Annotated in this window: 15 protein-coding genes and 1 pseudogene; 11 read left to right on the forward strand and 5 right to left on the reverse strand. The window is 64.8% G+C overall.

Annotated features, from left to right (window positions below):
* Window positions 1-2 precede the first annotated feature (2 nt).
* Window positions 3-512 (forward strand): hypothetical protein, encoded by a 510-nt coding sequence (locus AB0F81_RS14495; protein ID WP_360196402.1) that lies wholly within the window; start codon window positions 3-5, stop codon window positions 510-512.
* 166 nt (window positions 513-678) lie between these two features.
* Entirely contained in the window at window positions 679-888 is a 210-nt protein-coding gene (locus AB0F81_RS14500; RefSeq protein WP_360196404.1) for a hypothetical protein, read from the forward strand.
* An 89-nt stretch (window positions 889-977) separates the two neighbouring features.
* On the opposite strand, the gene AB0F81_RS14505 is transcribed toward AB0F81_RS14500, so the two are convergent.
* Window positions 978-1364, reverse strand: a complete 387-nt coding sequence (locus AB0F81_RS14505; RefSeq protein WP_360196406.1) for a VOC family protein — start codon at window positions 1362-1364, stop codon at window positions 978-980.
* A gap of 155 nt (window positions 1365-1519) precedes the next feature.
* On the opposite strand from AB0F81_RS14505, the gene AB0F81_RS14510 reads away from it, so the two are divergent.
* Window positions 1520-1837 carry a hypothetical protein gene (locus tag AB0F81_RS14510; RefSeq protein WP_360196409.1) on the forward strand — a complete coding sequence of 106 codons (318 nt, stop codon included), beginning with the start codon at window positions 1520-1522 and terminating at the stop codon, window positions 1835-1837.
* Between the two features lie 360 nt (window positions 1838-2197).
* On the opposite strand, the gene AB0F81_RS14515 is transcribed toward AB0F81_RS14510, so the two are convergent.
* Entirely contained in the window at window positions 2198-2479 is a 282-nt protein-coding gene (locus AB0F81_RS14515; RefSeq protein WP_360196411.1) for a hypothetical protein, read from the reverse strand.
* A gap of 169 nt (window positions 2480-2648) precedes the next feature.
* Here AB0F81_RS14515 and AB0F81_RS14520 point away from each other — a divergent pair, with 169 nt between their 5' ends.
* The 4 genes and pseudogenes from AB0F81_RS14520 to AB0F81_RS14535 all read left to right on the forward strand — a co-directional run bounded on the left by AB0F81_RS14520 (window position 2649) and on the right by AB0F81_RS14535 (window position 4220).
* Entirely contained in the window at window positions 2649-2831 is a 183-nt protein-coding gene (locus AB0F81_RS14520; RefSeq protein WP_360196414.1) for a hypothetical protein, read from the forward strand.
* A 229-nt stretch (window positions 2832-3060) separates the two neighbouring features.
* Window positions 3061-3162 (forward strand): annotated as a pseudogene (locus tag AB0F81_RS14525) (SEC-C metal-binding domain-containing protein); the annotation flags it as partial.
* A 13-nt stretch (window positions 3163-3175) separates the two neighbouring features.
* Window positions 3176-3589, forward strand: a complete 414-nt coding sequence (locus AB0F81_RS14530) for a hypothetical protein (RefSeq protein ID WP_360196417.1) — start codon at window positions 3176-3178, stop codon at window positions 3587-3589.
* On the forward strand, window positions 3582-4220 hold the full coding sequence (locus AB0F81_RS14535; RefSeq protein ID WP_360196420.1) for a hypothetical protein: 639 nt from the start codon (window positions 3582-3584) through the stop codon (window positions 4218-4220). The genes AB0F81_RS14530 and AB0F81_RS14535 overlap by 8 nt, the downstream gene beginning before the upstream one ends.
* Window positions 4221-4351: 131 nt before the next feature.
* On the opposite strand, the gene AB0F81_RS14540 is transcribed toward AB0F81_RS14535, so the two are convergent.
* A complete protein-coding gene (locus tag AB0F81_RS14540; RefSeq protein ID WP_360196423.1) occupies window positions 4352-4780 on the reverse strand; it encodes a hypothetical protein in 429 nt (142 codons plus the stop codon).
* A gap of 1426 nt (window positions 4781-6206) precedes the next feature.
* Here AB0F81_RS14540 and AB0F81_RS14545 point away from each other — a divergent pair.
* The 3 genes from AB0F81_RS14545 (at window position 6207) to AB0F81_RS14555 (ending at window position 9204) form a co-directional block, all read left to right on the forward strand.
* Entirely contained in the window at window positions 6207-6671 is a 465-nt protein-coding gene (locus AB0F81_RS14545) for a DUF4262 domain-containing protein (protein WP_360196426.1), read from the forward strand.
* A 383-nt stretch (window positions 6672-7054) separates the two neighbouring features.
* Entirely contained in the window at window positions 7055-7813 is a 759-nt protein-coding gene (locus AB0F81_RS14550) for a methyltransferase domain-containing protein (RefSeq protein WP_360196429.1), read from the forward strand.
* Window positions 7814-8853: 1040 nt separating this feature from the next.
* Window positions 8854-9204 carry a hypothetical protein gene (locus tag AB0F81_RS14555; RefSeq protein WP_360196431.1) on the forward strand — a complete coding sequence of 117 codons (351 nt, stop codon included), beginning with the start codon at window positions 8854-8856 and terminating at the stop codon, window positions 9202-9204.
* A gap of 272 nt (window positions 9205-9476) precedes the next feature.
* On the opposite strand, the gene AB0F81_RS14560 is transcribed toward AB0F81_RS14555, so the two are convergent.
* Window positions 9477-9983 (reverse strand): VOC family protein, encoded by a 507-nt coding sequence (locus AB0F81_RS14560; RefSeq protein ID WP_360196434.1) that lies wholly within the window; start codon window positions 9981-9983, stop codon window positions 9477-9479.
* Between the two features lie 744 nt (window positions 9984-10727).
* Here AB0F81_RS14560 and AB0F81_RS14565 point away from each other — a divergent pair.
* Window positions 10728-11351, forward strand: coding sequence for a DUF1963 domain-containing protein (locus AB0F81_RS14565; RefSeq protein WP_360196437.1), 624 nt, complete (start codon window positions 10728-10730; stop codon window positions 11349-11351).
* 318 nt (window positions 11352-11669) lie between these two features.
* Here AB0F81_RS14565 and AB0F81_RS14570 read toward each other — a convergent pair whose 3' ends face one another.
* Window positions 11670-11810 (reverse strand): hypothetical protein, encoded by a 141-nt coding sequence (locus AB0F81_RS14570; RefSeq protein WP_360196440.1) that lies wholly within the window; start codon window positions 11808-11810, stop codon window positions 11670-11672.
* Between the last annotated feature and the right edge of the window lie 274 nt (window positions 11811-12084).

Consider the following 12084-nt stretch of genomic DNA (forward strand, 5'->3'; position numbering starts at 1 on the left):
CGATGACGATCGATCATAGAACCGGCAGCTCTCAGGGCATGGTGTACTGCGCTTTCATCGAGCAGGAACTGCAGCACGAGATTGATCGCCGCGCCAAGCTCGACGTCCGGAGCACCTCCCTGGTGACCTCCTCGGGAGCCTTCATCGTCCTTCTCATCGGGATCGGCGCCTTCTCGGCGCCGGCATCCCAGCGGGGAAATCTGCGCGATTCCCTGACCCCGCTCATGGCGGCATTGTCCGCGTTCATCGGCGCGGCGGCGCTGGGCGCGATCTCCAACGCCGCCGTCCGGGTCTCCGTGGTCAGCGAGAAGACGATGAAGACATTTCTTCGCCGGCGCTGGACTGACCACAACGTCGACGCGAGTAACAATGTCGCGGTTCTTCGCGTCAAAATGATCGCGTGCCTTCGGCAGCAGAGCGTCGTCAAGGCCAGGCTGCTGACGCTGGGCATCGCGCTGCAGGTCGCGGCGTTCTCCTCGCTGACGTGGACCCTCTACACCATCGCGTTCTAGCGCCGCCCGCGGCTCGCAAGCTGCGGATTGCTCGTTTCGCCTCAACCATCAGCAGAGCAGCGTGCGACTAAATGATGATGCAGTCCTCAATCCCCTGACGGATGGCATGCCCGGCAGTCCTGGAAACGATGTGGGAGGCAAATGACCTACATCGGAGGCGGACACCATGAACGCGAGGAAGCAGTCGGACGGGCGATGGGCACCCTGGTGGGTCTACGTCGTGATCATCGTGGGCGCGAACTACGCCAAACAGTATTTCGTCCAGGACTGGCCGGTGGTCGTCAACGCGGCGATCACGCTCGTCCTGGTCGGCGCGTTGTTTCTCGGTATCACGGCGGTGTACCGCACCATGCGTGGCGTGGACCGACAGCGGTGACGCGGTGGCCGGCCTACCGACGCACTCACCGTGGCAGCGACGCGGCCGTCGGCGCGCGTGCTCAGCAGATCCGGACGCTTTCGCACCCGCTACCGATGACGTTGTAGCGGTGACTTGTCTCCCACGAGCCAGAGATGGCCGTACGGATCGAAGAAGCCGCCCTGCCGATGCGTGCCCCACGGCGCGGCGTGGTCGCGCACCGGATCGTGGTAGTCGGCGCCGGCCTCAGCGGCGCCCCCGACGACGGTATCGGGGTCATCGACGAACACCTCGATCCGTGCCGTGGTGCTGCCGAGCGCCGTCGGGCTATCCCAACGGTTGTTCGCCGGCTCCGCGACGAAGAACGGCGCCCCCTGCAGTTCCAGGCCGATGACCGAGCCGAGGTTCCACAGCTCAGTGGCGCCCAGGGCACGCTGGTACCACGCGGAGGCTGCTGCGGCGTCCGGCACCGCCAGCATCACAGAGATAGCGGTCATGCGTCGGAGGGTAGCCGGGCGTGCACCGCAAAAGGATCCTGCAACAGCCGTCCACCAACACGGCGTGACGTTCTCGTCAGCGGACAGCGTGGGGACAGCCGCAGGAGAGTGTCCGGCCCACGGCCGGAACCATGCCGCCCTGGCAAGATCGAAACATGCTGCGATCCGTTGAAGTCACGGCCGTTCTCGCCGTGGACGGCTTACCGTTCCACAACCTGCATTGGCAGCGCAGCTTCGAACTCAGCCTCGACTGCTTCATCTGCGAACGCACTGGCCGCACCACGTCGCTGAAGCATGGTGCCGAGCACGGCACCTGCACGGGCGACAGCAAGACCGGCACTCACCCGACGGCCACACGAATATCCGCTTTCGACGCCTACTCCAGCAGTATCGGTCCATCCTGCGGACAGTGGTCGACTATTGGTGGGCTCCTTTCCACGACACCAAGCGCAACGAGGCGTCCCAAGCCCTGACCTGCGCTCCGTGGGTTCGTCTCTACCTCGGCTACCTTTGTCCCAACATGGTCCAGCCCGGCAGATTCTCCACGCAAAGCAACCTCCTCCGTCCGCAGACCATGACGTGTGAGCACTGCTCTCACCCCATCGCCCGCAGCCTCGAGGCGCCTCGCATCCAGCTATTGGCGTAGCGGCCGGCATAGGCGGACTTGTCAGCCGGAGAAGAGCGGTAGCGAAATGACGTCGGCGCGACGGGAGAGCGCACTCCTCTCGGCGCTTCAGGGAGCCGGTTCGCCCAGCAGCCGACGACCCAGCGTGACGGATCCCTACCGGTGTTGCGCACGATCGGCGGCAGATTCGTGCGCCTATTAGCTAGGTTCAGACAATCTCCTGAGCCGGTCGACCGGAAAGTGCCTCCTCGGGACGAAGCACTATCCACCCCAAATTCTGCTCGGCCAAGGCGATCGCCAGTCTTCGCAGAACCTGTCGGGGGTCGGGCGTGTCGGCCACGATCTCGACGTCGAAATGCCATCCAGTCTCGCCCGTACCGGCTCCGGTCACCTCGCCGTCCGTTCCGAGCGCATTTGCGAGTATGTCCTCGACGTCGTCGCGGTCGATATGGCCGGGTAGAGGGCGACGTCCGATGACCTCGATGAACACGCCCGCGATGATACCGAGTCGCGCATGACCAGCGCCGCGTTCCGCTGGCAGCGATGAGTACGACAACGGCGCACAGCCAACCCGGTGCTCTGCCACGCCGAACCTGCTCGCTCCGCGGCAAATGAGGATGCCGCGTCAGTCGTCGTCGACGTGCTAATAGGCTGGCTTCATGGAACAGCCCGGCCCGAAGTTCGTCGCGGCTTTCCTGCGGAGTGTCGCCGTGCTTGCCTTGGAGGCCGACGCGCAGACCGCTTGGCTCGGGAAGAAGGGCTTTCCGCTGCTGGACGAGCTGGCGCTGAAGTTGACGACGGTTTCCGGCTGGTACCAGCCTTCATTGAACGAGGCTGGTTGAACGCCACGGCGTTGCCGGTGTTGGCCAAGATCGACCAACGCCTCGGTTCGATGAGCGGGATGGGTGCAGGTCAGGGCGTTGGCAAGGACGGCGTTGACTCTCCTTGCCGGACCGAAGCGCTACTTCAGCAAAGGCGGACGGTCGACGAATCGGGCGGATCGCGGACCGATGGCGGATTGGCTGCGGGCTCGTAGAGCTGTGAACAGCAACATCTCTACGATGCGGCGGCAACGATCCCTGCCAGTGCGGCTCAGGACGGCGGTTTCGCCGGTGCTGCCGCACCAAGGGCCGGTTCGACGACACCAACGGTCAACTACTGCGTACGGAGTGACGGAACCATTCTGATGGACATGCTGATCGGTTGCCGGCTGGCCGCAGTCACGCGGCTGGCCTGGCACTGGCCCGGTGACCCGGTCGATCTCACCACCGGACCGGTCCACCTCGTCGTGGACGACGGTCGTGGGCTGCTGTTCGACGGGCGCAGTGACTGGTCCCTGACGATCGTGCCGACGGCCCCGGGTGACGAGAGCTGGCGGTCGGCCTACGACTACGACTTTGACGGTGGCCGCTGGCACGGGCGGGACGCTTCCGGCGAGGAACCGTTCGCCTCGGTGATCGCGGGAGTGCTGAGCGGTTGGGATCCGGAGCGCGACGAGACCGGCCAGCTGGTCGGCGGCACTCTGCACGTCGGCGGCCGGGCAGTGCGGCTGGGACTGTGGGAGGGCGAGGTGATCTCGTACGCTGCCGGGCGTGGGTGACTTCCTCAAGACGACGCTGGCCCGGGTACCGGACGGATTCGACCTGCCGGAGCCGCTGCGCCTGCTCTTCGCCTGGGTCGACGAGCAGGGCTTCGTGGTGAAGGGGCAGGACGGGGATCTGTACGGCTCGTTGAGCGACAACGGCTGGGTGGGCACCTGGATCGAGTTGCGTGGCTACACCGCCGAGCAGACTCTGTCGTACGCACGGTCCTGGTTCGACGAGTCGGTCCCGGATCCGGCGGCACGGTTGTGGCCGTTCGCGCGGACCGGCGGCGAGGGTTCGATGGCCGCGCTGTGGCGCGACGGTGAGGGACGGGTCAGGATCGTTCATCTCGGTTCGGGCAGCGGCTCGATGATGACGTGTGTGCTCGCCGACGATGCGGTCGACTTCCTGCGGCTGCTGGCGATCGGTTACCGGGAGATCTGCTGGAACGAGGAGTTCGGCGCGCCGCCTGAGCCGTGGGACGCCGACCACGAGATCGTCAATGCGCCCTACCGGGATTGGCTGCACCGCACCTTCGGGATCACCGCCCCGGCGACCGGGCTGGAGATCGTGGCGGAGCCCGCCGAGATGGGCGACGAGGACACCACGGACCCGTTCTGCCGCTGGGTCGACAATAAGGAAACCTGAGCCCGTCACCGGCTCGGGACGCTACGTACGCCACTGACGACGAGTGATTAAGGTTGTGAGACAGAGCCCGGATCGCGGCAGATCAGTGCCATGACCTTGCCAGACTTGTCTCGCGCGACCCTGAGTCCCGATCAACCTTCATCGCAGCGCAGGGTGCGCACTTGGCGCATCATCGCAACGTCGTCATCGCTGGCGTCGACGTCTGGCTCGCCGCAATTCACGAATCCACCTCGGCCGACCGCCTCCCACGAGGTCACGACACCTCGACTGGTGGTGCCATCGCAGGTATAGCTGAACGGCACGTCGACGGTCCGGATCCAGTCGAAGCCTACGAAACGCCCTCTCCCGCCGAAGGTGACCGAGTCGCCGATGGGCAGGTGGTGCACGGTGCCGTATTCGACCAGCGGACGCCTTTCCTCGTACTTGGCGGCCAGCTGACGATAGACGTCCTCGGCCGGAACCTCGGCACCCGCACGTACACCGGCCGTCCGAGTGTTGATCTCCGCATACTGCTCGTCGAAGGTCATGCCCTTGGCGGTCGCCTCAAGTACCGGCGTCACGCCAGTCAGCAGGGCAGCGACAGACGCCGTCCCGAATGTCAACTGAACCGACGTGCACAACGCCGGCTTCGGCGCGGGCTCCGAGGGAGCCGAGGGAGCCGAGGGAGTTGAGCAGCCGGCCAGGAACGTCAGCGCGACAAGAGGAGACCCACTGTCGTTTCATGCGTTGATGATGACGGGCTCTTGCCAGCGCTTATCAAGCGGATGTGATCTCTGTCGGCTCCGCCTGAGCCCTTCTTGCGATCCGCCTGCTGGGCGGGCCGACCCACCGTCACGCGTGTAGCGCGCGGTTCGCGGCATGACAGTGCACCTGATCTTGGTCAAGCCTCAGCAACGGCTCATGTCGCGTGCCGTCCGGGGTCATTCACTCTCTGACACGGAGTCAGCGACCGCGCGGACCGCGCGTTCGTACTGACTCCGGCAGAACACGAACGGAGCGACGGTTCCTTAGTCGCGTTGTGGCCGGAAGGGCTGGAGGAAGCCACGCCAAACGACGAGGTCGTCATCAACGAGGACCCCGGCGTCCAGTGGCCAACAGCCGTCACGTTCGTTATGTGGGGGCCTGGCTGAAATGCCCCGGGTGAGCCGGCGGCCATGGGGGTGGTGGGCGGAGTGGATAGCCAGCGACGCACCCCGCGCCACCACCAAGTGCGGGTGTTACGGCTGCATCAGCTTGCGGGACGGATCTCGAGGCGAGTGCATGTCCTGTTCAACAGCGCATCAGTCGCCGGGCCGAACGGCAGGGTTAGGCCAACGCAGTAAATGGTGCCGTGATAATCCCCTGATGAGAGCCATTGGACGGGAGTCACGGGATTGTAGCCCAGGTTGAAGCTGCCGACCGTGCCGCCAAAGCACCGTGTCGGACGTGATGTGTAGGTCAGCCAGATTTGACGTGGCAGCTGACTGGCATTACACCTCCGCTCATCGATGAACGGTTTGACGGTCTGCGCAGAGGCGGCCATCGCAGGGGCAGGAGAAGCCTGCGCAGGGGGACTGAATGCGATTGCGGCAACGAGCGCCGCCACCATGGCCAGTGGGAATGTTGCCCGTTTCGGCATTTTTTACTCCCTTGTTGAGGATCACGACACGTGACGACCGCTGCCAAGCATGGGCGGTCGTCAGTTCCTCTCGATTGCGCCATTCAAACAGTCAAAGGCTTCAAACCTGCTTCAGATCAGCTTCACGCGACCATCAGGTATCAGGGCTGAGGTTCAGTTTTGCTGGGCCGCGATTGGCCGCACTATTCTCGGCGAGTTGTGCGCGCTCGGGTGGGGCCCGCGCTGGCTCTGCGCACCGCAGGGTGACAGCCCAACTGGGCCGCCAGGTGTGGGCGTTCATGTTGTGGGTACGCAGCCGGCTCAGAAGAGCCCTAGCAGGTTTTCAACGTACCGCTGGCTCCGACAGTGACTGGGCGGAAGGCAAACCTATGGCGGCCGGACATCAGGAGACCGAGCTTCGCCAGATCGGCGAGGCCATTGAGCGTTCCGGTGTATATCTACACTTCGTACCGCAGCCGACTCCCTTGGAAACGTGCTGGTACACGATCGGCCTGACCGGCCATGGGCATCCTGAGCTGATTTTGTTCGGGTTGCCGCCCGACATCTCCCAACCCGCCCTGCGCGCCGTTGCCAGTGAGGTCATCGCGGGCCGACGGGCATTCACCCCCGGCCAATATGCCGACGACGTTCTCGAGGGTCACCAGGTTCAGCTCGTCGCGGTGACCGAACCCGATCGCCACCTGCCCGTTGCCGCACAGTTCTACGCCGTCACCGGTGCCGCCGTAGAGGCCCTGCAGATCGTGTGGCCGGATCGATACCACCGCTGGCCCTGGCAACCCGGCACACGCGTGGACGACATGCCGGTACTCGGTCGGCCCGCCTCATCAGGCTGACATGACGACGACCGGCGGCGGTCGGCAGCCGCCGAGGCAGGTCAAGCCCCGCATGCCTGTGGCAGGGGGAACTCCCCCTCCTGACCGTGGATTCCGAAGCACCAAGCGTCCGCACAGGGGGAGCGGGAACGCGGTCTCGTGCAAAGCAGCGTCACTGAGGTGAAGTCGTGCGTGCCGCATCCGGCACGTACGGCCCGCGGCACGACGATGCGCCGGGCGACGCTGAGCGGGCTACACGCAGCGTGACAGCCGGCAAGGCAGGCCCGTCCGCTAAGCGGCAGGAGAGTGGGTTCGGCCGCCTATCCCATCGCCGGCTTGGCGAATCGCCGGTAGGCGGCAAATATTGCTGGATCCATCGGCTGATCAGGCCAATGATCGTGCCCATGACGGACGCCTGGATCGCCGTTTTCGACCAAGTTGCCGAGTCCTACGACACCGTCGTTCCCTTTTTCAGCTCCTTCGGCCAGCTCACGGTTGCCGCATTGCCGCCGCCGGCCAAGGGCACGCGGCTCCTTGACGTAGGAGCGGGAACTGGGGCGGTGGCGCTCGCGGCCAGGCTTCGTGGGTACGAGGTATTCGCAGTGGATGGATCGGCCGCGATGGTGAGCCGACTCTCCGCCTTGTTACCGACCGTGCAAGTGGCAGACGCCGCAGCTCTGCCGTTCGACGTTGCTACATTCGACGTGGTCACCGCCGGGTTCGTGGTCCACCTGCTGAGCGATCCCCGAGCTGCGTTACGTGAGTTCAAGCGGGTGCTCGTTCCCGGAGGACTGCTGGCGTTAACAGTGACCGGCCCCCTACCTGAGGGCTTCGAACCCGGCGATCGCAGTAATGAACTCTTCGCCGAGTTTTCTCGCTACCTACCCGCCGACGGCCCGGCGAACACGGCTTTCGACGCACGAGCCGCCCTCGCGAGCACGGGCTTCCGCAACGTTACGCAAGAACACCTCGAGGTAGAACTCGAACTGGCGGACCCCGAGGCGATGTGGCGCTGGTATGCCACTCACGGCACCCGACGATTCTTTGATGCTCTCGACAAAGAGCGCCGCGAGGAGTTCCGCCAGCGTTTGGTCGCCGACCTCGCTCATCGGCCAGAGGTGGTGCTTCGCCGGGCGGCATCGCTGTTCACTGCCCGCACGTAATCACGTCACCAGGTCTGCCCGAAACCCTCTGGAACGCGGAGCCCACTGGGACGCCGTTTCGCTCGCTATAACGCACTCAGCTCGGCACGAGCGTGCAGGCGCTGGCGCGCACGGAAGGAGACAGCGGCTCAGCGGCATGAGCGCGCATCAGACGGTGGCTGGAGTACGACCAGAGTGGGCGGGTGAGATGCCGGGCCGGGTCGTGGGTACAGGATTGCAATAATGCGCTTGTGCAATCCGATCGGTCAGCTGGCTCGGCAAGTCCGTTGCGTCCCCACAGAGTTTGGTATTTCGTCGCGCTCCTAGCCGCCGCTTCGGGAACTCTGGCCCTTGTGGCGATCCTGCTTCGTGTCCCCGTCGGTGGCACCGTCGGGGAACGAATCGAACTGGGAAGGCATGCAGTCATCCACCTGTCCGACGACGAAAGGATGGTGTGGACGACAGCAGATGAGACAGTAGCCGCTCGGGTCCGCTGTGAGCTCGTAGGGCACGGTAGGGAGGTGCGCTCGTCCGTGATCTCGGTGCGCGATCAAGGTCTGGTCTTGAACGCGGAGGGGCAGCAGTGGCGCGGCGTTCTCACGCTGACGGCCGAACCCGCAGGCGACTACCCGTTAGCTTGCAACGCACAGAATGCGATCGGCGGCGTGTCGCTATCGGTCGGCGACCCTCCTCTCGTTCGAGATCATCTCTCACGGGGAGTCGCTGTGCTCGGCGCCTTACTCCTAACGGCTGTCGGCTCGGTGCTCGGTCTGGTAGTTGCGATCCGGCGCAGGCGCGGCGTCCACAAGGCGGTCGCCGCGGGTTCCTAACGCACGAAACTCGGCATTTCAGGGCGTCGCGGGCCGGCATAGGTAGCACTGAGCGTGACGGCCCCGCCGGCCTCTGTGCGCGATCGGCTCGCCGAAGAGGTGGGGACCGCCGAGCAGCTGGCATCGCTGTTGGCCGCGGCAGCCCGGGACGGTGGTGGGCGAACCGCTGACCGGGGCGGCGGGTTACGGTGGCTCAATAGCAACCCGAGGATAAGGCTGCAGATGATTAACATGCAGGAGTTCGCGCGGCGGCTGAGCACTCTCGGAGCCGATGCGTTCACCAGCGACGACGTCGTGGACCTGGCGACCGCCGCCGATGTTCGTATCAGCGCTGACGTCGAGATCGACGCCTCCATGGCGCAGCGCTTGCTCGACCAGATCTCGCCCACGCTGCCCGTCACCGGCGCGCAGATCACGGCATCGCAGTGGCCGCCACCTGTGTCTTCCCAGCCGGCGGCGCCTTCGGTGTCGTTCTCCAGCCCCGGTGCCGTCGACGGCCCGGCTGATCAGCCGTCGCGACCCCGCAGGTCTGGGCCCGGGCGGAGCGATCGTAGACCGGGCCCTCGACGAACCGGCAGGTGAGGACTATTGGCCCGCTCTGGCAGTTCCTGCTGCTCGGATGGCAGCGAGTGACCGACGCCTCTCGGGTGGCCGCACGGGACTCGAAGCCGGCTCGACTGCATCTCGCTTCCGCCGAAGTCGCGGCGCTGCTCGTGCTTGAGCGGTGGGCGGTATGGCAGGCCAGCCGCGGTACCGGAGCGCGGCGTGTGCGGACGTTCCAAAGCCGAAAGCCGCCGATTCGATCGGCGCAAGCTCGAATGTTGTACGGAGCGAGACGATTCCGGTTCACATATTTACACAAGGGCCTCATTGATTTCGACCAGATGACCGTCCGGATCGCGCAGGAAGGCTCTCACCTCACCACCCCACTCAGGCTCGACCGGTTCGGTGAGTAGATTGACGCCTGCCGCAACCAGCTCGATACACGCTTGGCGGCAGTTTGCGACCTGCACGACTATTGCGGCGGCCACAGCGCTCGCCGTGTCGTCCGGCGCTCTTAGCGCAACCTGGGGTCGATCCGGCGGCGGATCCCCTTGCGCAGCGAGATGCAGAATTCCCGTCCCGTTGACCAGTTTGGCGTAGCCGCCCCACTCAACCAAGGGCTGGAATCCCAATCGCCGGTAGAATTCGACACTGAGCGGGACATCTCGCACCACCATCAGCGGAGCAACACCTAAACCTTGCACGACAACCCGCTCTACATCGATGGCCAAAGCTTGCTCGGACGGCACACTAACATCGACACCGGACGTCAGAGAACCTGCGGGAGGTGACTCACCGTAGCGCTCGGTTACCGGCATGAGCGTCCGTTTCCTATTTGGGGCCGTCCCAGAAATCGCCGTCCCGGTCAAAGAGCCGGCGCGCCGAGATTTAAGTCCGTTCCAACCACATCTCAACGGATACCCCGGTGGGATCTTGGGGTCTCGCAAGCCAGTCGGTTGCTGCCTGCCTGAGGGCAGCGTGTGCGTCCGGGATCGGCGGCGCCGGATCCCGCGTCAGCGCGCACCCAGCGCGGCAGAAGAGTGAACGCGCCGCGATCTGGATCAAGGCACGAGAAACGCCTCGTCATGCCATACATCCTCGTAACCCGGAGCGAGGATAACGCCCATACCAGGTGGTAGTGCCAGGTAAGGCAGCAATTCCGGAAAATAGCTCGCGGCATGCTCGAAATGAACAGGACTGAGGAAGGCGTCGTCCTGTGACGCCGGCCCACCTCGCCATACGTACCAACCGTTGGATTGCCCGATCGGAGGGTGTCGGACAGCGTTAAGGGGCAGGAGATCGGAACCTCGGCTCAAGCCGACGCCAACCATCGTTCCTCGACCTGGAAGGAGCGGCGCGACACCGAAGCGTCGGCAGACTCGGCGCTGGGCCCACGAGATCACGCTGGATCTTCGCATGTGAACGGGGCCCTGCGGAGGCAGGAGCCATCCCAGTGGAACCTGGCACGCCGGTCGCGGCTGCGAGCGCAGTTCGGATCTTGGCCTTCCACTGCCGCTGACGTATTCCGATGATTTCGCAAGGTGCCTCGTATCCTGCTGGGCGTGGTGAAGCTGATGACCTATGCCGGTGCGGTTGCTGTGGATGCGCCCGGAACTCGTACGGGCGGCCTCCCGCACACGCCGCCGGCATTCGAGTGGCCTCGCTGCCGTGAGTGCGCCGGACCCATGCAGTTCCTCGCGCAGGTCAGCCTCGCCGACGGTGTAGCCGGCAGCGCGGGTCTGCTCTCCATCTCCATGTGCCAGAACGACCCTGGCCTGTGTGACGAATGGGATGCCAACGCCGGAGGCAACCGCGCATTCGTGTTCGGAGCCGACCCGGTGCATGTCGCCACTCCCCCGGACGATGGCATCACGCTGCTCGATGAGTGTTGCGCGTCCCGGTTCGTGCAGGTCGATGTCGAGGGCTACCTCGAGGCAGCGGAACACTGGCACGAACAAACGAACCGGCCGGTGCAGGACGTACTCGGTCAGGTTGGAGGCCAGGCGGCATGGCTGCAGAACGACGAGACACCGGTTTGCGGCAGTTGCGCCCGGCCGATGACCTTCCTCGTTCAGCTTGAGGAAGGTCACGACCATCGAACTTCGATGAACTTCGGCGGTGGAGGTTCCGGCTACGGCTTCCGCTGCGAGCCGTGCGCGACGGCCGCGTTCCTCTGGCAGCGATGAGTGTGTCAACGGCGTACAGCCAACCCGGTACTCTGCCACGCCGAACCTGCTCGTTCCGCGGCAAAGAGGATGCCAGTTCCGTTGGCGAACTCGCCCTTATGCAGCGCTGATGGAGCTGAAATGGATGCCGGCCAGCCGCCAGCCCTCGGGCAGTTCGACCCACGTCTGACTGACTCGGACGGTCAACGTCATCTCCTGCCCGCGCCATGTCGAGCGGCTGCGTTGGATACAACGAACGATGGCGGCATGTCCGTAGAAGCACATCTCCACGTCGCTGCTCTTCAGACTCGTGTAGGAGAACTCGGCGAACTTGCCGATCTATTGCGCTTTGTCGAGCACATGACCCTGCTCGCCGATGGAACGGAAGTCGTGAGCCAGCAGCGCTTGCAGCGACTCCGTGTCGCCGCGTGACTCGGCTTCGTCGAAGGCGCGCTGAAGGCAATGAATGTCGACCGTCATGAGCGAATCATGCCCGACCCTGTCGCCCTTGCGAGCACATACCGGACGAAGACCCAATTGCCGGCATAGTCTGCCCCGCGACCGCAAGATGTCCGCTCTCCGGCAAAGCCGAATGTCGGCGGCGGTAAGCTCCGGCTACGTTGCGAGACATTCTTTCGTCAACGGCCAGCCAGCGGAGTGCGGCTACTTATTTACTGGTCGTACGACCGCAGCCCGGCCAGGCTTGGTCGAGGTGACCGGCGGGACACTCTCTTGCGGCTGTCCACCGGCATTT

The sequence above is a fragment of the Actinoplanes sp. NPDC024001 genome (assembly GCF_040638955.1).
GTDB lineage: Bacteria > Actinomycetota > Actinomycetes > Mycobacteriales > Micromonosporaceae > Actinoplanes.